General features: G+C 73.4%; 19 protein-coding genes. 6 read left to right on the top strand and 13 right to left on the bottom strand.

Annotated features, from left to right (window positions below; translation table 11 throughout):
- Positions 1-11 precede the first annotated feature (11 nt).
- Both ACZ67M_RS04510 and ACZ67M_RS04505 read left to right on the top strand, forming a co-directional pair.
- A complete protein-coding gene (locus ACZ67M_RS04510; protein WP_122614961.1) occupies positions 12-110 on the top strand; it encodes a trp operon leader peptide in 99 nt (32 codons plus the stop codon).
- A gap of 106 nt (positions 111-216) precedes the next feature.
- Positions 217-2100, top strand: a complete 1884-nt coding sequence (locus ACZ67M_RS04505) for an anthranilate synthase family protein (protein WP_469849523.1) — start codon at positions 217-219, stop codon at positions 2098-2100.
- On the opposite strand, the gene ACZ67M_RS04500 is transcribed toward ACZ67M_RS04505, so the two are convergent.
- The 5 genes from ACZ67M_RS04500 to ACZ67M_RS04480 all read right to left on the bottom strand — a co-directional run bounded on the left by ACZ67M_RS04500 (position 2052) and on the right by ACZ67M_RS04480 (position 6950).
- Entirely contained in the window at positions 2052-3047 is a 996-nt protein-coding gene (locus ACZ67M_RS04500; RefSeq protein ID WP_361361579.1) for a 2-hydroxyacid dehydrogenase, read from the bottom strand. The genes ACZ67M_RS04505 and ACZ67M_RS04500 overlap by 49 nt on opposite strands.
- Before the next feature lie 84 nt (positions 3048-3131).
- Positions 3132-4160, bottom strand: a complete 1029-nt coding sequence (locus ACZ67M_RS04495) for a 6-phosphofructokinase (RefSeq protein ID WP_469849521.1) — start codon at positions 4158-4160, stop codon at positions 3132-3134.
- 52 nt (positions 4161-4212) lie between these two features.
- The gene (locus ACZ67M_RS04490) at positions 4213-4890 is read right to left on the bottom strand and encodes a response regulator (protein WP_450735996.1); all 678 of its coding nucleotides are present in this window, start codon (positions 4888-4890) and stop codon (positions 4213-4215) included.
- The gene (gene macS, locus ACZ67M_RS04485; RefSeq protein ID WP_469849519.1) at positions 4883-6124 is read right to left on the bottom strand and encodes a MacS family sensor histidine kinase; all 1242 of its coding nucleotides are present in this window, start codon (positions 6122-6124) and stop codon (positions 4883-4885) included. Before macS ends, ACZ67M_RS04490 begins: the two co-directional genes overlap by 8 nt.
- Before the next feature lie 34 nt (positions 6125-6158).
- Complete coding sequence (locus tag ACZ67M_RS04480; protein WP_392240112.1) at positions 6159-6950, bottom strand: lysophospholipid acyltransferase family protein; 792 nt, start codon at positions 6948-6950, stop codon at positions 6159-6161.
- Positions 6951-7098: 148 nt separating this feature from the next.
- On the opposite strand from ACZ67M_RS04480, the gene ACZ67M_RS04475 reads away from it, so the two are divergent.
- A complete protein-coding gene (locus ACZ67M_RS04475; protein ID WP_385801746.1) occupies positions 7099-7902 on the top strand; it encodes an alpha/beta hydrolase in 804 nt (267 codons plus the stop codon).
- Positions 7895-8509 (top strand): hypothetical protein, encoded by a 615-nt coding sequence (locus tag ACZ67M_RS04470; protein WP_392009136.1) that lies wholly within the window; start codon positions 7895-7897, stop codon positions 8507-8509. The genes ACZ67M_RS04475 and ACZ67M_RS04470 overlap by 8 nt, the downstream gene beginning before the upstream one ends.
- Positions 8510-8533: 24 nt before the next feature.
- Here the strand turns inward: ACZ67M_RS04470 and ACZ67M_RS04465 are convergent, their stop codons facing one another.
- From ACZ67M_RS04465 to ACZ67M_RS04440, 6 genes are all read right to left on the bottom strand, one after another.
- On the bottom strand, positions 8534-9298 hold the full coding sequence (locus ACZ67M_RS04465) for an endonuclease/exonuclease/phosphatase family protein (RefSeq protein ID WP_392103638.1): 765 nt from the start codon (positions 9296-9298) through the stop codon (positions 8534-8536).
- A 78-nt stretch (positions 9299-9376) separates the two neighbouring features.
- The gene (locus tag ACZ67M_RS04460) at positions 9377-10330 is read right to left on the bottom strand and encodes an ROK family glucokinase (protein WP_122614970.1); all 954 of its coding nucleotides are present in this window, start codon (positions 10328-10330) and stop codon (positions 9377-9379) included.
- A gap of 54 nt (positions 10331-10384) precedes the next feature.
- Complete coding sequence (locus ACZ67M_RS04455) at positions 10385-10921, bottom strand: DUF5304 domain-containing protein (protein WP_361361593.1); 537 nt, start codon at positions 10919-10921, stop codon at positions 10385-10387.
- A gap of 66 nt (positions 10922-10987) precedes the next feature.
- On the bottom strand, positions 10988-12160 hold the full coding sequence (locus ACZ67M_RS04450; RefSeq protein ID WP_361361595.1) for an ArsA family ATPase: 1173 nt from the start codon (positions 12158-12160) through the stop codon (positions 10988-10990).
- An 82-nt stretch (positions 12161-12242) separates the two neighbouring features.
- On the bottom strand, positions 12243-12683 hold the full coding sequence (locus ACZ67M_RS04445) for an SRPBCC family protein (protein ID WP_122614973.1): 441 nt from the start codon (positions 12681-12683) through the stop codon (positions 12243-12245).
- Between the two features lie 156 nt (positions 12684-12839).
- Positions 12840-13637, bottom strand: a complete 798-nt coding sequence (locus ACZ67M_RS04440; RefSeq protein WP_122614974.1) for a metallophosphoesterase family protein — start codon at positions 13635-13637, stop codon at positions 12840-12842.
- Between the two features lie 293 nt (positions 13638-13930).
- On the opposite strand from ACZ67M_RS04440, the gene ACZ67M_RS04435 reads away from it, so the two are divergent.
- On the top strand, positions 13931-15727 hold the full coding sequence (locus tag ACZ67M_RS04435) for an AMP-dependent synthetase/ligase (protein ID WP_469849515.1): 1797 nt from the start codon (positions 13931-13933) through the stop codon (positions 15725-15727).
- Between the two features lie 104 nt (positions 15728-15831).
- Here ACZ67M_RS04435 and ACZ67M_RS04430 read toward each other — a convergent pair whose 3' ends face one another.
- Entirely contained in the window at positions 15832-16974 is a 1143-nt protein-coding gene (locus tag ACZ67M_RS04430) for a glycosyltransferase family 4 protein (RefSeq protein ID WP_469849514.1), read from the bottom strand.
- Between the two features lie 122 nt (positions 16975-17096).
- Between ACZ67M_RS04430 and ACZ67M_RS04425 the strand changes: the two genes are divergently transcribed.
- Positions 17097-18338: a glycosyltransferase 87 family protein gene (locus ACZ67M_RS04425; protein WP_469849742.1), complete on the top strand. Its 1242-nt coding sequence runs from the start codon at positions 17097-17099 to the stop codon at positions 18336-18338.
- Between the two features lie 31 nt (positions 18339-18369).
- Here ACZ67M_RS04425 and ACZ67M_RS04420 read toward each other — a convergent pair whose 3' ends face one another.
- Entirely contained in the window at positions 18370-19563 is a 1194-nt protein-coding gene (locus tag ACZ67M_RS04420) for a hypothetical protein (RefSeq protein WP_469849512.1), read from the bottom strand.
- Between the last annotated feature and the right edge of the window lie 18 nt (positions 19564-19581).

Raw genomic sequence — 19581 nt, 5'->3', positions numbered from 1 at the left:
CGGATCCCGGGATGTGCCGCGGCGCCGCGCGGGGATGCAGTAGGGTCTGCGGCATGTTCGCGCACTCGACCCAGAACTGGTGGTGGACCGCTCATCCGGCGGCCCGCTGACTGCGCGTGACGTAAGACTTCGCGAAGGCCGCCCGAGGGGCGGCCTTCGGTGTTTCCGCGACCGGGTCCGTTCCTCTCTCCGACGAACCGAGAAGGACACGGACTCATGACACCGCTCGACGGCCTCCTGGCCGACTCCCGCCCGTTCGCCCTGCTCCGCCGCCGCACCCCGGGCCACGATCACGACACCGTGGAACTGCTGCGCGGCCCGGTGACCGAGCACGACAGACTCGCCGACCTGCCCGACGAGGGACTCGCGCTCGTCCCGTTCCGGCAGATCCGCGAACGCGGCTTCGACGTCCGCGACGACGGCACGCCGCTGCTCGTGCTGACCCCCGAGGAGCGGTACGAGATCCCGCTCGCCGACGTCCTCGACCAGCTGCCCGCGCACGACGTCCGGGTCGAGGACGGCGGCTTCGACGTCGACGACGAGGAGTACGCGCGGATCGTCGGCCGGGTGCTGGAGGAGGAGATCGGGCGCGGTGAGGGCGCCAACTTCGTGATCCGGCGGACGTACCGGGGCCGCGTCCCCGGCTTCGGCCGGGCCGACGCCCTGGCCCTGTTCCGGCGGCTGCTCGCGGGCGAGCGGGGCGCCTACTGGACCTTCGTGGTGCACACCGGCGACCGCACGCTGGTCGGGGCGAGCCCGGAGGTGCACGTGCGGATGTCCGGCGGCACCGTCGTGATGAACCCGATCAGCGGGACCTACCGCTACCCCGCCGAGGGCCCGACCCCCGAGCACCTGCTCCGCTTCCTCGCCGACGGCAAGGAGATCGAGGAGCTGTCGATGGTCGTCGACGAGGAGCTGAAGATGATGTGCACCGTCGGCGACATGGGCGGCGTCGTGGTCGGGCCGCGGCTCAAGGAGATGGCGCACCTCGCGCACACCGAGTACGAACTGCGCGGCCGCTCCTCGCTGGACGTGCGGGAGGTGCTGCGGGAGACGATGTTCGCGGCGACGGTCACCGGCTCTCCGGTGCAGAACGCCTGCCGGGTCATCGAGCGGCACGAGGCCGGGGGGCGCGGCTACTACGCGGGGGCGCTGGCGCTGCTGGGGCGGGACTCCGGCGGCGCCCAGACCCTCGACTCCCCCATCCTGATCCGCACCGCCGACCTCGACGCCGACGGGCGGCTGCGGGTGCCGGTCGGCGCCACGCTGGTGCGCGGGTCGGACCCGGCGGGCGAGGTCGCGGAGACCCACGCCAAGGCGGCCGGGGTACTGGCGGCGCTCGGTGTACGCCCGTCCCGGCCGCGTGCGAAGGCGGACCGGCCGAGGCTGGCCGACGACCCCCGGGTCCGGGCGGCGCTGGACGGGCGCCGGGCCTCGCTGGCCCCGTTCTGGCTGCGGATGCGGGAGCCGGCCGACGCGCTCACCGGGCACGCCCTGGTCGTCGACGGCGAGGACACCTTCACGGCGATGCTCGCCCACCTGCTGCGCTCCTCGGGGCTCGCGGTGAGCGTACGGCGGTACGACGAGCCGGGGCTGCGCGAGGCGGTGCTCGGGCACGAGGGGCCGGTGGTCCTGGGGCCGGGGCCCGGTGACCCGTCGGACCCCGGCGACCCGAAGATGCGCTTCCTGCGCGCCCTGGCCGCCGAGGTGATCCGGGACCACCGGCACGGTGTCCTCGGCGTCTGCCTCGGGCACGAGCTGATCGCGGCGGAGCTGGGTCTGGACATCGTCCGCAAGGAGGTGCCGTACCAGGGGGCGCAGACCGAGATCGACCTCTTCGGGCGGCGCGAGACGGTCGGCTTCTACAACAGCTTCACCGCGCACTGCGACGACGGAAGCGCCGCCGAGCTGGCCGCGCACGGCATCGAGGTGAGCCGCTCGGCGGGCGGCGAGGTGCACGCGCTGCGCGGGCCGGGCTTCGCCGGGGTCCAGTTCCACCCCGAGTCGGTGTTGACGCTGAACGGCGCCGCGATCGTGCGGGAGCTGGCCGGTCAGCTGCGCGGCACCAGCACGTTCTCCGAGCGGCGGCCCTCCCGGTAGTCGAGGACGTTGCGCGCCGTCGCGTCGACGATCTGGCCGACGGCGTCCTCGGTGTAGTACGCCTGGTGCGAGGTGACCAGGACGTTCGGGAAGGTGACGAGGCGGGCCAGGGTGTCGTCCTCGACGGGTTCCAGCGACTTGTCGAGGAAGAACAGGCCCGCCTCCGCCTCGTAGACGTCCAGGCCCACGCCCGCGAGGCGGCCCGCGCGCAGCTGGCCGACGAGTGCGGCGGTGTCGATCAGGCCGCCGCGGCTGGAGTTGACCAGGATGGCGTCGTCGCGCATCGCCTCGAGGGCGGCCGCGTCGATCAGGTGCCGGGTCTCGGCCATCAGCGGGACGTGCAGGGTGATCAGGTCGGACCGGGTGAGCAGCTCGTCCTTCGGGACGTAGCGCATGCCGAGTTCTACGCAGGCGGGGTTCTCGGCGACGTCCCAGCCGAGCAGGCGCATGCCGAATCCGTGGGCGATCCGGGCGAAGGCCTCGCCGATCTTGCCGGTGCCGATGACACCGGCGGTGCGGCCGTGCATGTCCCGGCCCATCAGGCCGTGCAGGCGGAAGTCGAAGTCACGGGTGCGGATGGAGGCGCGGACGATCCGGCGGTTGACGGCCATGGCCAGCGCCCAGGCGAATTCGGCGACCGAGTACGGCGAGTAGTACGACACCCTCGCCACGGTCAGGCCGAGCCGCTCGGCGGTGTCCAGGTCGATGTTGTTGAAGCCGGTGGAGCGCTGGGCCACCATCCGGGTGCCGCCGGCCGCGAGGATCTCCAGGACGCCCTCGCCGAGGTCGGCGTTGACGGAGGTCGAGATGATCTCGTGGCCGGCCGCGATGGGGGCGGTGTCCTCGTTGAGGAAGACGTCCAGGCAGCGGACCTCCTCGGCGTCGCGGAAGGCCCGCTCGATCAGGGGCTGCTCGTCGGCCTGGACGCCGAAGGCCAGGATCTCCATGACCGCTCCCCTTCCGGTGGGCTCCGGGCCGAATATACGACTCGCCGCCCGGAGCCGCCGGTCGGCCGGTGGCCCCTCGGCCGGTCAGCCGAAGAAGACGCCCACCTCCTCGTACAGCTTCGGGTCGACGGTCTTCAGGCGGACCGTGGCGTCGGCGATCGGGACGCGGACGATGTCCGTGCCGCGCAGGGCGACCATCTTGCCGAAGTCGCCGTCGCGCACGCAGTCGATGGCGTGCAGGCCGAAACGGGTGGCGAGCCAGCGGTCGAAGGCGCTGGGTGTGCCACCGCGCTGGACGTGGCCGAGGACGGTGGTGCGGGCCTCCTTGCCGGTGCGTTTCTCGATCTGCTTGGCCAGCCATTCGCCGACCCCGGACAGCCGGACGTGTCCGTAGGAGTCGAGCGACTCGTCCTTGAGCACCATGTCGCCGTCGCGCGGCATCGCGCCCTCGGCGACGACCACGATCGGGGCGTAGGACGCCCGGAACCGGGAGGTCACCCAGGTGCACACCTGCTCGACGTCGAAGCGCTGCTCGGGGATGAGGATGACGTTGGCGCCGCCGGCCAGGCCCGAGTGCAGGGCGATCCAGCCCGCGTGCCGTCCCATGACCTCGACGACGAGGACCCGCATGTGGGACTCGGCGGTGGTGTGCAGCCGGTCGATGGCCTCCGTGGCGATGCCGACCGCGGTGTCGAAGCCGAAGGTGTAGTCGGTGGCGGACAGGTCGTTGTCGATGGTCTTGGGGACGCCGACGCAGGGCACGCCGTACTCGTCGGCGAGCCGGGTGGCGACGCCGAGGGTGTCCTCGCCGCCGATGGCGATGAGCGCGCCGACGTCGAGCTTGGCCAGGTTCTCCTTGATGCGCCGGATGCCGTGCTCCTGCTGGAGCGGATTGGTGCGCGAGGAGCCGAGGATGGTGCCGCCGCGGGGCAGGATGCCGCGGACGGCCGGAATGTCGAGGCGGACGGTGTCGCCTTCCAGGGGGCCGCGCCAGCCGTCCCGGAAGCCGGTGAACTCGTAGCCGTACTCCTGGACTCCCTTGCGGACGATGGCCCTGATGACGGCGTTGAGCCCGGGGCAGTCGCCGCCTCCGGTCAGTACTCCGACCTTCATCGCACAACCCCTTTGGGAGGGTGATTGGTTGGGGCCACTGTCCCGCGTGGGGTCAGGCGTCGTCCAGACCTCGTTCTATCGCGTACCGGACCAGCTCGACCCGGTTGTGCAGTTGGAGCTTGCCGAGCGTGTTCTGGACGTGGTTCTGCACGGTGCGGTGGGAGATCACGAGGCGCTCGGCGATCTGCTTGTAGCTCAGGCCCTTGGCGACCAGGCGCAGCACCTCGGTCTCCCGGTCGGTGAGCCGGGGCGCCCCGGGTTCGTCGGCGCCCGCGGCGGGGGCGGGTTCGGAGGCGAGGCGGCGGTACTCGCCGAGGACCAGGCCGGCCAGTCCCGGCGTGAACACCGGGTCGCCGACGGCCGTACGGCGCACCGCGTCCTGCAACTCCTCGGTGGACGCCGACTTCAGCAGGTAGCCGGTCGCGCCGGACTTCACCGCCTCCAGCACGTCGGCGTGCTCCCCGCTCGCCGAGAGGACGAGGACGCGCAGCCTCGGATCGGCGCCGACGACCTCCTTGCAGACCTGGACGCCGGGCTTGCCGGGCAGGTTGAGGTCGAGGACGAGGACCTCGGGCGCGGTGGCCCGGGCACGGCGCACCGCCTGGTCCCCGTCGCCCGCGGTGGCGACCACGTCGAAGCCGGACTCGGCCAGGTCCCGGGCGACCGCGTCGCGCCACATCGGGTGGTCGTCGACCACCATGACCCTGATCGGTTCCCGTCGTTCACTCATGGTCCGCTGCCTTCCCCCGGGCGGCGCCGCCGCCGGTTACCTTCGGTGCCCTCAGTTCGACCTCCGTGCCCTGGCCGGGCACCGAGATCAGTTCGGCCGTGCCGCCGAGGTCGCGCAGCCGGCCCCGGATCGACAGGGCCACCCCGAGCCGCCCCTCGCCCTCGGCCTCGGCGAGCCGCCCGTCCGGGATGCCCGGTCCCTCGTCGCGGACGGTGACGATCACCTCGTGCGGCTCGTCCTCGACCAGGATCCAGGCCCGCGCCCGCTCACCGACGTGCACGCGTACGTTGTCCAGGGCGGCCCCCACGGCCGCCGCCAGCTCCCGCGCCGCGGCCGGGGTCAGCGGGACGGGCGCGCCCGGCTCGGCGAGGTGCACGAGGGAACCGGCGTACGGGGCGAGCAGGGCCCGCAGGTCGACGTGGCCGTCCGGGTCCGCCGGTTCCGGTTCCTCCACCGCCCGGACGACCGCGCCCTCGGCGGTGTCCTCGGAGACGCGGGAGACCGGGACCAGGCCGCCGGAGACCAGGGTGCGCAGCGCCACCTCCTGCTCACCGGCCATCCGGCCCAGCTCGGCCGCCTCGCCGCCGATGACGGCGCCGCGCCGCTGCACCATCGCCAGTACCTGGAGGACGCTGTCGTGGATGTCCCGGGCGAGCCGTTCGCGTTCCCTGGTGGCCGCCTCGATCTCCAGGGCGCGGGCGAGGGTGCGCTCGGAGGCGCGGGCTACCTCGACGACGTAGCCGATGGCGATGGAGGCGACCCAGACGAGGATCACGTTGTGCACGGTGTCGCGGGCCGGGGTGCCGCGCTCGACCAGGTTGGCGACGGCGACCAGGGTGGAGGCGGCGGCCGCCCAGCGCCAGCCGCCCTTGATGGCGAAGGCCAGGACGGAGCCGGCGGTCCATATCGACGGCAGGGTGGGGCCGCCGTCCATGACCCGCTCGTGGGCGTCGGCGAGGGGCGTGATCAGGATGCCGGTGACGGCGATGGTGAGGTCGGCGGCGAGGAAGCGCTTGGTGCAGTTCGCGGCGCCCGCGACCTTCGGCAGGGTGGCGAGGGTCCAGACGAACAGGAGGGCGTAGTAGGCGACGGCGAGCCAGGGGCGGACGAAGCCGGAGTAGGCGGTGGCGAAGAAGCCGATCGCGTACAGCATGGTCAGCACGCGGTACCCGGCGAGCGCGCGCCACAGCGGCTGCTCGACCGACATCCGCATGACTCTCTCGCGCCTGGCCATGTCCCCCCCTCCCCCGCGCTGCCGGTCTCCCGGGCTAGGACCCGGCAGGGTCCTTCTCGGCCTTCTCGGCCTTCTCTTCTCTGTCGCCCTTCTCGGCCTTCTCCGCCTGGGCGAGCGCGGCCTTCGCCGCCTTGCCCGCCTCCTTCTCGGCCTTGGCCGCGTCCGCGATCTGCCGCTTCATCGCGGTCGCGTAGACGTCGACGTACTCCTGGCCGGAGAGCTTCATGATCTCGTACATGACCTCGTCGGTCACCGCGCGGAGCACGAAGCGGTCGTGCTCCATGCCCTGGTAGCGGGAGAAGTCCAGGGGCCGGCCGATGCGGATGCCGGGCCGCATCAGCTTCGGCATCACCTGGCCGGGCGGCTGGATCTTCTCGGTGTCGATCATGGCGACCGGGATCACGGGCGCGCCGGTGGCCAGCGCGACGCGCGCGAGCCCGCCCGGCTTGCCCCGGTAGAGGCGGCCGTCGGGCGAGCGCGTGCCCTCGGGGTAGATGCCGAACAGCTCACCGCGCTCCAGGACCTCTATGCCGCTCCGGATGGCGGCCTCGCCGGCGCCGCGCACGCCGGAGCGGTCCACCGGAAGCTGGCCGACGCCCTTGAAGAACGCGGCGGTGAGCCGTCCCTTGACGCCCGGGGTGTTGAAGTACTCGGCCTTGGCGATGAAGGTCACCTTGCGGTCGAGGACGGCGGGCAGGAAGAACGAGTCGGAGAACGACAGGTGGTTGCTCGCCAGAATGGCGGGGCCGTCGGCCGGGATGTGCTCCAGGCCCTCCACCCAGGGCCGGAAGGCGAGCTTCAGCGAACCCCCGACGGTGACCTTCATCGCGCCGTACAACAACCGATTGCCTCCTGTGTCTGTGGGTCAGACCCTATCCCGGGGCACCGTCAATGGCCCCGACGGCCCTGGTCGGTGTCAGTGCGGTCGCGTACGGTGAAGTACCCGCAAGTATCTGACGACAGGAGACCGAGACGTGTCGGTCCTGCCCGGAGCCGAGCCGTTCCGCCACGAGGGCGGGGAGACCGGCGTCCTCCTCTGTCACGGCTTCACCGGTTCCCCGCAGTCGCTGCGCCCCTGGGCCCGGTATCTCGCCGCCCGCGACCTGACCGTGGCGCTGCCCCTGCTGCCCGGGCACGGCACCCGCTGGCAGGACATGCAGGTCACCGGCTGGCAGGACTGGTACGCGGAGGTGGACCGTGAGCTGCGCGCCCTGCGCGAGCGCTGCGCGCGGGTCTTCGTGGCCGGTCTGTCGATGGGCGGCGCGCTGGCGCTGCGGCTCGCCGCCAAGCACGGGGACGCGGTCTTGGGCGTCATGGTCGTCAACCCGGCGAACCGGATGCACGGCGTGGCCCAGCACGCCCTGCCGGTCGTCCGCCATCTGCTGCCGGCGACGAAGGGCATCGCCAGCGACATCGCCAAGCCGCTCAGCTCGGAGCTGGGCTACGACAGGGTGCCGCTGCACGCGGCCCACTCGCTGCGCTCGTACTTCCGGCTCGCCGACGGCGACCTGCCGCAGGTGACGCAGCCGCTGCTGCTGCTGCGCAGCCCGCAGGACCACGTGGTGCCGCCGGCCGACTCGGCGCGGATCCTCGGCCGGGTGTCGTCCACGGACGTGACGGAGATCCTGCTGGAACAGAGCTACCACGTGGCGACGTTGGACCACGATGCGGACCGGATCTTCGCGGAGAGCGTCGCGTTCATCGGCCGGCTCGCGCCCGGTTCCGTCAGGGAGCCGGAGCCCGGTCTCGGCAAGGAAGGGACGGCCGCAGGTGGCTGAGCACGACTCCGACCGCGAGGACCGCGAGGAGCGGGAGCGGGAGCACCCCGAGGGGCGGGAGCGCGCGGGGGACCGCGGGCCCGAGGAGCAGGGCGGCGTGCCCCTCGACGAGGACGCCGCCTGGGCCGCGATCGTCGCCGGGTACGGGGACGAGCCGCCGGACCCGCCGGGCGCGAAGCCGTTCAAGTCGGTCGAGGACCTGGCCCTCCTGGAGCCCGAGACGAACGACGAGAAGCCCGCGCCGGACCAGCCGTCCTCGGCCCGGCCGCTGGGCAGCTCCGTCGCGTTCGCGCCCGGCGTCGGTCCCCGCGACCACACGCCGGCCGAGCCGTCCGACGACGACCTCGACGAGGACGACGAGGGCCACTTCGTGCCGCCCGAGCCGCCGCCGCTGCCCGAGGCGGACCCCACCGCGAAGTTCGCCTGGCTGGGCGTGCTGGGCGGGCCCGTGCTGCTCCTGCTGGCGGTGCTGTTCGGCTGGGACATGACCTGGTGGCTGACCACCCTCAGCATCGGCGGCTTCCTCGGCGGCTTCGCCACGCTGGTCATGCGGATGCGGACGGACGACGAGGACGACGACGATCCGGGGCGGGGCGCGGTGGTCTAGCCGGCGCCCGGGCAGCGCCCGGGCTCAGGGCGTCGCGGGTACGCGGAGGGCGGTCAGGACCGGAAGGTGGTCCGAGGCCGCCCTCAGGTCCGCCTCGGCCACTCCGGCCAGCCCCAGCGGCACCCCGCAGCCCAGCACCTCGACGCCCTCGGTGACGAAGACGGCGTCGATGCGGCGGTCGGGCGCCGTGGGTGTGAACGTGTACTCGCCGCCCCAGGGCGCGGCGGTCCAGCAGTCCCGCAGCCCTTCGCCGAGGCGCCGGAAGGTGCGGCCGCCGGGGCGCTCGTTGAGGTCGCCGCCCGCGACCGCGTGCGGGACGTCCAGGGCGGCCAGCCGGTCGAGGAGCAGGCCCGCCTGCTCGTGGCGCTCCTCCGCCTCCAGGGACAGGTGGCAGCTCAGGACGCCGAGGCGGGCGCCGCCGAACCGGACCACGGCGGTGGCGAGGCCGCGCCGGTGCCGGCCGGGGGTGAGCGGGAGCAGTACGTCCTCGGTGCGCTCGACGGTGGCCCGCAGGGAGCACAGCAGCGCGGGGCCGGCCGCGGGGGCGCCGCCGGAGAGCAGCACCAGGCCGGAGGCGTCGGCGAGCCGGGTGAGCTTCTTGCGCCACCGGAAGAAGCGGGGGGCCTCCTGGAGGAGGACGAGGTCGGGGGCGCAGGCGGTGATGACGCGGGCGAGGGCGTCGGTGTCGTCGCGCATCGAGCGGATGTTGTAGCCGAGGACGCGGACGACGGCGGAACCGTCTGGTTCGGTACACGAGTTGGGGAGGGGAGGGAGGGACGACGTTGCCATGCGGATCAAGATACGACGGAGCCCGCCGTCCCCGGTGGGGGCCCGGCGGGCACGGTCGTACGCGTGGGGCTCGGAGACCTACATGATCGGGTCGGGCTCCCGGGCCAGGTCGGCCGCGCCCACCAGGCCCGCCTTGTTGCCGAGTTGCGCGGCGACCACGTCGGCGACCGGGCGCCAGTTGCCGCCGACCAGCCAGCGCTTGTAGGACTTGCGGATCGGGTCGAGGACCAGGTCGCCCTCGTCGGAGAGGCCGCCGCCGACGATGAAGGCGGACGGGTCGAAGAGGGAGGCCAGGTCGGCGAGGCCGGCGCCGGCCCAGCGGGCCAGTTCCCGGTAGGAGTCGACGGCGACCGGGCAGCCCTGGCGGGCGGCCACGGAGATGTGCTTGCCCTCGATGCCCTCGGGGGTGCCGTCGCCGAGCGCGAGGAGCACCTCGGCGCGCTCGGGGGTGGCGTTGGCGCGCTGCTTGGCGTACCTCACCAGGGCGCGCCCGGAGGCGTACTGCTCCCAGCAGCCCTGCGAGCCGCAGCCGCACAGCAGGCCGTCCGGGACCATGCGGATGTGGCCGAACTCGGCGGCCACGCCGAAGTGACCGCGGCGCAGCTTGTTGCCGATGATGATGCCGCCGCCGAGGCCGGTGCCGAGGGTGATGCAGATGACGTTGCGGTGGCCCTTGCCACCACCGAACTTGTACTCGCCCCAGGCGGCCGCGTTGGCGTCGTTCTCCACGACGACCGGGAGGCCGACGCGGGCCTCGACCTTCTCCTTGAGCGGTTCCTGGCGCCAGTCGATGTTGGGCGCGAAGTAGACCGTGGAGCGCTGGCGGTTGACGTATCCGGCGGCGCCGATGCCCACTCCGACGATCTCGTGCCCCACGCGTGCGCCCTCCACCGCGGAGGCGATGGCGTCCACGATGGCCTCGGGTGTGCTGGGGGTCGGCACCTTGTGGGTCGAGAGGATGTTGCCTTCCTCGTCGACCACGCCGGCCGCGATCTTCGTGCCGCCGATGTCGACGCCGATGGTGAGTCCCATGAATCCCTCAGTTCGGTCGAGCCCCGCTATGGCCAACCGTACCCGAGGCGGGGCTCAGTCCAGGTCGATGCGCTGGCCCGGACCGGTGCCCTCGTCGCCGTCGTCGCCGTCGCCGTCGCGGTGTTCGGCCTGGTCGCGGGGGTCGCGCGGGTCCTTGGCCGCGGCACTGCCGGTGGTCCAGCGGCGTTCCTGGTCCTGGACGGCGGAGCGGTAGGCGGCGAGGAGTTCGCCGCCGGCGGCCGCGAGGTGGTCGAAGACGTCCGGGTTGCGCTCGATGACCGGTTCGACGGCGGCCCTGGCCTGCTGGACGACCTGCCGGAACACCTGCTGCGCGGCGGGTCCGGCGACCTGGCCGAGCAGTGGGGACTGGAGGCCGGACAGCTTGTCCGCCACGGTGTCGACGAGCCGGCGCAGCTCCTCGGCGGCCGAGCCGGGCGGTACCCCGTACTCGGCACGGCGGCGGGCCTTCTCCGACTCCAGGTCCTCGGCGCACGCCGTCGCCCAGGCGTCGGCGTCGCCCGGCCGCGCGGCGTCGGCCCCGTCGGCCTCGTCGGGGCGGGGTGCCTCGGACGGGGGGAGCTTTTCGCTCATGACGGACTCCTGACTACGTTTCGTCCTTACGACGTTACCCGAACGGACTCGGGCCCCGTGGCGGGATCAGCGGCCCCGCGGCCACAGCTGGGGGTCCGGCGCGAACCGGACGGCGAGCGTGCCCTCCCGCAGCGCGGCCCCGTCGACGGTGCAGCGGCGCAGCGCGGACGGCAGCGGAACGATCCGGCGGAACGGCCCGGCGGCGACGACCAGTTCGTCCCCCCGGCGGACCAGGTCGAGTTCCTCGCGTACGGCGCCGGGCAGCGGGATGCGCCAGACCAGGACGCCGTCCTCGGCCAGCCGGTCGGTGACGGGCCATTCGACCGGGGAGACGGCCGGGCCGGCGCCCGGCGCGCCGAGCGCGGCGAGGTCGTCGGTGCCGCGCGGATCGCGGCCGAGGTGGGCGAGCGCGCGGACGTCGTACGTGCCCCGCCACTCCTCCAGCGTCTTGCGCTGCTGGGCGAGGGGGCCGGTGAGCCAGCTGTCGGCCGGGACCTCCTCGGGCAGCACGCGGTTGGCGATCAGCAGGTCGGTGCGCAGGCCGCGCAGGGCGAGGCCGAGGACGGTGGCGTGGATCGCGTCGGCGCCCGCCGGGCCGGGCTCGGCGACCAGCCGTACGACGGTGTTCCGGTCGGCGACGACGGCTTCGGCGGCGGCGAGTTCCAGGTCCCAGCGGGCCGCGGCCTCGTACAGCGCCTCGGCGGGCATGGGGACGCCCGCGAGCCTGCCGAGGACGGGGCGCAGGGCGCGGGCCGCCTGCCGCTCGGGGGGCAGCAGCAGGCGCAGGCAGCGGCGCAGTTCCTCGGGGGCGGCGAGCAGGGCGAGGGCGCGCGGGGCGGGCGGGAGGTCGACGACGAGGAGGTCGTGCCGCTCCGCGAGGGCGGCGTCGCGCAGGGCGCGCAGCAGGGCGAGTTCGTCGGCGCCGGGGAGGGGGGTGAGTTCCTCGGGGTCGAGGCGGGCGGCGCCGAGGAGGTCGAGGGCGGAGGAGGCGCGGTCCTGGAGCGCGGCGAGGCCGTCCCGGAACCCCTGGGCGGCGTCCGGCCGCCAGGCGGTGAGGCGGGGTTCGACGGACGTCGGCGCCGGGCCGGTGCGCACCCCGAGCGCGGCACCGAGGGTGTCGTCGCGGTCGGTGCCGAGCAGCAGGGTGCGGGTGCCCTGCCGGGCGGCGGCGAGCGCGGTGGCGGCCGCGACGGTGGTACGGCCGCTGCCGCCGGGGCCTGTGATCAGGATGGTGCGCATGAGGCTGAACGGTACCTGCGCGGTCCGGCCCCGGGCCGCGTGACGCCGGGGTGGTTCGCGATTGCCCGCGGCTCGGCCGACGCTACTTCGCCGGGGTCTCCACTCGCTTCTTCAGGCCCGCCAGCGCACGGTCGATGATGACCTTCTCGGCCTTGCGCTTGATCATGCCCAGCATCGGGATCTTGACGTCGACGGTGAGCCGGTAGGTGACCTCCGTGCCGGTGCCCGCCGGCCGGAGCAGGTAGGAGCCGTCGAGTGAGCGCAGCATCTGCGACTTCACCAGCGTCCAGGAGACCTCGTGCTCGCCGGTCCAGGTGTACGCCAGCGTCTGGTCGTCCTTGATCGCGCCGGCGTCCATGACCAGCCGGACCTGCTCGGCGCGCCCCTGGGCGTCGCTGGCGAGGACCTCGGCCTCCTTCACCTCGCCGGTCCAGTCCGGGTAGCGGGCGAAGTCCGCGATCACCGACATGACGTCGGCGGGTGCCGCCTCGATGGTGATGCTCGAGCTGGTGTGTTCCGCCATCGCCGTGGCTCCTCCGGATGCGGGCCGGTACAGGTGTCGTGGTGAGTCGTCTTGGGTCCCGTGCGCCCGTGGCGCGCACGTGTGTGCCGCGTGAAGGCTATCGCGCACGGACGCCGCGACGGTCACCACCTGCCTGTGCGGCCCCGGTCGGAAAAATCACCACTCCAGCACCCACGGCCGCCCGGTCGACGCGAAGTGGCCGACGTTCACGCACTCGGTGGCGCCGATGCGCATGCGGCGGGCCAGCGGCTGGTGCACGTGCCCGAACAGCGCGTACCGGGGCCGGGTCCGCCGGATCGCGTCCAGCAGCGCCCGGCTGCCCCGTTCGAAGCGCCGCGCCACCGTGTCGTAGACCAGGTCCGGCACCTGCGGCGGGATGTGGGTGCACAGCACGTCCACCTCGCCGACGGCCTCGATCTTCGCGGCGTACTCCTCGTCGCTGATCTCGTACGGCGTGCGCATCGGGCTGCGCAGGCCGCCGCCGACGAAGCCGAAGACCCGGCCGCCGATCTCCACCCGCTCACCGTCGAGCACGGTCGTGCCGGGGCGGGCGTACTCGGGCCACAGCGGCGGCACGTCGACGTTGCCGTAGGTGGCGTACGTCGGGGTGGGGAAGGCGGCGAACAGCTCGGCGTACTGCTTGCGCACCGCCCCCTCGATCAGCTTCGACCGGTCCCCGCCGACGCCCGCCCACAGCCCCGCCCCGAACTCCCGCGCCTCGGCGAAGCGGCGGGCGGTGCGCAGCTCGACGATGCGGTCGGCGTTCGCGACCCCGAACAGTTCGGGGAAGATGCCGCGCGAGTGGTCGGCGTAGTCGAGGAAGAGGACCAGGTCGCCGAGGCAGATCAGGGCGTCGGCGCCCTCGCCGGCCCTGGCCAGGTCGCGGGCGTTGCCGTGCACGTCGCTGACCACGTGGACGCGCGTGCTCGTGTTACGGGCCGGTGTGGGTGCCATGGTGATCAAGCGTAAGCAGCGCGCGCCTCTTGTGAACAGTGGCGGTCGGACCTGCGGTTACTGGCTGGTCGGTTGATCCGTCGACTACTGTGCGCAAAGGAAACCCCATCCGTGTGACGCGTCGAACATCTCGCGGGGACCCCCTGTCGGAGAACACATACCGGCGGGTAACGTCCGGGCAGTCCAGTCGTGCTCAGGATTTCAACCATCTCCCGAGCACCAGCCCGAGCCTTGGACCGCACCGTCGCATCACACAGTGTCGTGGCGCCGGCGCCCTATGAGGAGCAGCAGTCTTGCGCGAGTTCAGCCTTCCGGCCTTGTACGAGGTCCCCGCGGACGGAAACCTGACCGACATCGTCCGCAGAAACGCCGCGCAGTATCCCGACGTCGCCGTCATCTCCCGCAAGGCGGCAGGCGTCTGGCAGGACGTGACGGCCCGCGACTTCCTCGCCGAGGTGCACTCCGCCGCCAAGGGCCTGATCGCCTCCGGTGTCCAGCCGGGCGACCGGGTCGGCCTCATGTCCCGCACCCGCTACGAGTGGACGCTGCTGGACTTCGCCATCTGGAGCGCGGGCGCGATCACCGTGCCGGTGTACGAGACCAGCTCGCCGGAGCAGGTGCAGTGGATCCTCGGCGACTCGGGGGCCACCGCCTGCGTCGTGGAGTCGGCCGGGCACTCGGCCGTCGTCGAGTCGGTGCGCGAGGCGCTGCCCGCCCTCAAGAACGTCTGGCAGATCGACGCCGGCGCCGTGGAGGAACTGGGCCGCCTCGGCCAGGACGTCACCGACCGCGCCGTCGAGGAGCGCGGCTCGATCGCGAAGGCCGACGACCCCGCGACGATCGTCTACACCTCCGGCACCACCGGCCGCCCCAAGGGCTGCGTCCTCACCCACCGCAGCTTCTTCGCCGAGTGCGGGAACGTGGTCGAGCGCCTGCGCCCCCTGTTCCGCACCGGTGAGTGCTCCGTCCTCCTCTTCCTGCCCCTCGCGCACGTCTTCGGGCGGCTGGTGCAGGTCGCGCCGATGATCGCGCCGATCAAGCTGGGCTGCGTCCCCGACATCAAGAACCTCACCGACGAGCTGGCCGCCTTCCGGCCGACGCTGATCCTCGGTGTGCCGCGTGTCTTCGAGAAGGTCTACAACTCGGCGCGCGCCAAGGCGCAGGCCGACGGCAAGGGCAAGATCTTCGACAAGGCGGCGGACACCGCCATCGCGTACAGCAGGGCGCTGGACGCGCCGTCGGGTCCGTCCGTCGGCCTGAAGATCAAGCACAAGGTCTTCGACCGGCTCGTCTACAGCAAACTGCGCACGGTCCTCGGCGGACGCGGCGAGTACGCCATCTCCGGCGGCGCCCCGCTCGGCGAGCGGCTCGGCCACTTCTTCCGCGGCATCGGCTTCACGGTCCTGGAGGGCTACGGCCTGACCGAGTCCTGCGCCGCCACCGCCTTCAACCCCTGGGACCGGCAGAAGATCGGCACGGTCGGTCAGCCGCTGCCGGGCTCCGTGGTGCGCATCGCGGACGACGGCGAGGTGCTGCTGCACGGCGAGCACCTGTTCAAGGAGTACTGGAACAACCCGGGCGCGACCGCCGAGGCGCTGGCCGACGGCTGGTTCCACACCGGTGACATCGGCACCCTCGACGAGGACGGGTACCTGCGGATCACCGGCCGCAAGAAGGAGATCATCGTCACCGCCGGCGGCAAGAACGTCGCCCCGGCCGTGATCGAGGACCGCATCCGCGCGCACGCGCTGGTCGCGGAGTGCATGGTGGTCGGCGACGGGCGGCCCTTCGTGGGCGCGCTGGTCACCCTCGACGAGGAGTTCCTCGGACGGTGGTGCGCGGAGCACGGCAAGCCGGCCGGCTCCACGGCGGCGTCGCTGCGGGACGACGCGGAGCTGCTCGCCGAGATCCAGTCGGCGATCGACGACGGGAACTCGGCGGTCTCGAAGGCGGAGTCGGTGCGGAGGTTCCGGGTGCTGGGGGCTCAGTTCACCGAGGACTCCGGGCACTTGACGCCGTCGTTGAAGCTGAAGCGGAACGTCGTCGCCAAGGATTACGCGGGGGAGATCGAGGCGATTTACGCCAAGTAGGGGCGCCTGAGGGGGTGCCGGGTGCGGATCGTCGGCGGCTTTCCGTTCGTCGTGGCCGGTCGCGCAGTTCCCCGCGCCCCTGAGGGGCGCGCAGTCACTCCGCGCTACAGCAGCGCCTTCAGGTGTTCCGCCAGCAAATCCCAGCGCCACTTCTCCTCGACCCAGGCACGGCCCCGCTCCCCCATGCGGTGGCGGAGTTCGGGGTCGGCCAGGAGGGTGATGACGCGGTCGGCCGTGTCGTCGTGCGAGTCGCCGCGGACCACCCAGCCCGTCTCCCCGTCGAGTACCGCGTCCGGGGCGCCGCCGGAGTCGCCGGCGACGACGGGGAGGCCGGTCGCGGAGGCTTCCAGGTAGACGATGCCGAGGCCCTCGACGTCGAGGCCGCCACGGCGGGTGCGGCAGGGCATGGCGAAGACGTCGCCGGCGCCGTAGTGGGCGGGCAGCTCGGACCAGGGCACGGCGCCCGTGAAGTGCACGGAGGCGGCGACGCCGGTGTCCTCGGCGAGGCGGCGCAGGTCCTTCTCGTAGGGGCCGCCGCCGACGATCAGCAGGACGGCGTCCGGCTGGGCGGCGAGGATGCGGGGCATGGCCCGGATCAAGGTGTCCTGGCCCTTGCGCGGGACCAGGCGTGAGACGCAGACCACGACGGGGCGCTCGGTGAGCCCGAGCCGGGCGCGGACCTCGTCGCCGCCGCTGTCCGGGTGGAAGGTCTTCTCGTCGACGCCGGGCGGCAGCTGCGTCATCCGTGCGGCGGCCGCCGGGGTGAGCGCGTCCGCTATGCGTGAGCGCGTGTACTCGCCGAGGTACGTGATGGTGTCGGTCGACTCCCCGATGCGGCGCAGCAGCTGCCGGGCGGCGGGCAGCTGGGCCCAGCCCGCCTCGTGGCCGTGGGTAGTGGCGACGAGGCGCTCGGCGCCCGCCCGGCGCAGCGCCGGTGCCATCAGGCCGAGCGGTGCCGCCGCGCCGAACCACACCGACGTGCAGCCGTGCTCGCGGAGCAGTCCGGCCGCACGCCGGGTCGCGCCCGGTGTCGGCAGCAGCATCGTCGTACGGCCCCGTACGACGGTGAAGGGCTGCTCGGCGTCGAAGGCGGCGGTGGCCTCGACGCCCTCGCGGCTCCGCTTCCAGGTGGAGGCGTAGACGACCAGCCGCTCGGGGTCCAGGCGCAGCGCCATGTTGTGCAGGAACGCCTGGATGCCGCCCGGACGGGGCGGGAAGTCGTTCGTCACGATCAAGGTCTTGCGCACGCCGCCGACCCTACCGAACCCTCCGTGCGGGCCGGGGCCCGGCCGCGTCCTGTGGCAGACGCACAGGTGTCCGGGTCATCATGGCCGCACCGGCAGGGCGGACGCGGACGGGCAGGGAGCACGTGGAGACGAGGGACGAGGGGCGGTCACCGCGGTGGCTGCTGACGGCCTGGGGCGCCACACGGCTGCTACTGCTGCTGTTCGTGCTGAAGGTGCTGGTCTTCCCCGGTCCGGACGTCACCAGCGACGTGTCCGTCATCTACCGGGGCTGGTGCGAGATCCTGCGCACCGGAACGTTTCCGCTGGACGACGTCACCTGGCAGTACCCGCCGGCGGCGGCCTTCGCGGTCCTCTCCCCCGGGCTGCTGCCCTTCCTGACGTACGCCACGGCCTTCTTCGTCCTGGTCTGTGCCGTGGACCTGGCCGTGCTGGCGCTGCTGCGGCACGCGGGCCGGGGCGCCGGGCGTTCGCCGCGCGGGGCGTGGGTGTGGGTGGTGGGCGTGCCGCTGCTGGGCCCGACGGTGTACGCCCGCTACGACGTGATGGTCACCGCCGTCGCCGTGGCCGCCCTGCTGGCCGCGGGGCGGCATCCGCGGGTGGCGGGGGCCCTGGCGGCGCTCGGGGCGCTGCTGAAGGTCTGGCCGGCGCTGGTGCTGCTCGGGATGCGGGGGCGTGGGCCGTGGGCCGCGGCCGCGGTGAGCGGGGCGGGGCTGGCGGCGCTGTTCGCGGTGACGATGCCGGGGGCGTTCGCGTTCCTGACGTTCCAGAGTGAGCGGGGCACCGAGGTGGAGTCGCTGGGGGCGCTGGTGTTCCACGTCGCCCGACACTTCGGCTGGCAGGGCGAGGTGCTGCTGAACTACGGCTCGGTGGAGTTCCTCGGCCCGTACGTGGGCGCGGTGAGCACGGTGGCCCTGGTGCTGAGCGCGCTCGGCTTCGGCTGGCTGCTGCTGTGGCGGCTGCGGGCGGCCCGGTTCGCGGCGCACACGGCGGCGGACGCGGCCTTCGTGGCGGTGCTGGTGTTCACGGTCACGAGCCGGGTGATCAGCCCGCAGTACTTGGTGTGGCTGGTCGGCCTCGCGGCGGTCTGCCGGTGCTACCGGGCGACCCGGATGCGGGTGCCGGCCGCGCTGGTGCTGGCGGCGACCCCGGTGACGGCGCTGGAGTTCCCGGTCCTGTTCACCGACGTCGTGGCGAGCACGCCCCTCGGCATCGCGCTGCTGGTCGTCCGCAACGGCCTGCTGGTGGCCGCCGCCCTGATCGGGGCCCGCGCCCTGTGGCACGACACCCGGCGGCGCACTCCCGCCGCCCGGAGCGAACGGCTCACCACGACTCGCCCCACGGACACGCCCGCCATCGCACCGTGACGCCGCGCGCCACCCACCGAGCCGGGCGGTCTCAGCCCAGTTCGCTCCGCACGTACTCCCGCCAGCGTGCCGTGAAGTCCCCGGGTGTCGTCCCGAGGGTCTTCTTCATCGCCGCCTCCACCGCGCCCGCGCGCTCGTCATGGGTGCCCACGGCGCGGTAGAACGCGTCCAGGCGGTCCTCGCCCCACCGATCGGCGATCATGCGGCAGGCCAGCCAGCCGCCCTCGTAGGCGCGGGCCAGTTCGTCGGCGTCGGCGGTGAAGCCGAAGTCCTCGTCCGTCGGCAGTGCGCCGGGCACCCGGCCCTCGGACACCTCGCCGCGCAGTTCGGGAGCGGCCTCGTCGGGGTCGCGGTCGCTGCCGCGGTAGCCGACCCAGTCGGCGTAGCCCTCGGAGAGCCACAGCGGGGTGGCGGCGGTGGTGTCGGCGCGGGTGGCGACATGGGTCGTCTCGTGGGTGAGCACGACCTGCTTGCCGAGGCTGCCGAGCAGCCCGTACGCGTCGGGGTTGACGATGATCCGGTCCGCCGGGGCGTGCTCCCGGCCGCCCGTCTCCCCCGTGGTGACCGCGGCGATGCCCCGGTAGGAGGAGGCGGGCGAACCCAGCAGACCCGCCATGCCCTCCACGGACCGGGGGACGAGCACGACGACCCGGCGGGCCCAGTCGCCGTCCCAGGCGTCGGAGACGGCGGGCACCGCCCGGTCGGCGAGGCCGGCGAAGGCGCGCAGGGTGCCGGTGGACTGCCCGACGCCGAGCACCAGGCTGTGCGTGCCGCGCACCACCCGGACCGTGCCCTGGTCCCAGGGCTGCTGGCCGGACTCCTTGGCGGGCCGCTCGGAGTCGACGGCCCACTCCCCGTCCGCGCCGTCCCGGCTCAGCGCGACGGTGCGGTTCACGGTGACGGCGCCCCGGTCGTAGCCGTCGACGCGGTAGCGCAGCTCGACCTCGGCGGTGGCGGTGTCGCCGCCGCGGTCCACGTCGGTCACCCGGTACGACCAGTCGGCCAGCGGAATCGCGCTCAGGTTGCCGAAGCCGGTCGCGGTGCCCGTACGGGCGTAGGCGGCCCGGTCGTGGCCGAGGACGGCCGCCGCGCGCCGGTCCAGCACCTTCTGCACCTCGGCCCGCACCGGGTCGGCGGTGACCCTGCCGCCGCAGGCCACGAGGGCGACCAGCAGCAGGCACAGCGCCACCACCGAGGAACCCGACACCCGCCATCGACCAGCCACCTTCCCGATCGTACGGGC

This window comes from Streptomyces sp. NPDC107500 (assembly GCF_055582785.1).
This window is presented reverse-complemented; position numbering and strand designations above follow the sequence as displayed.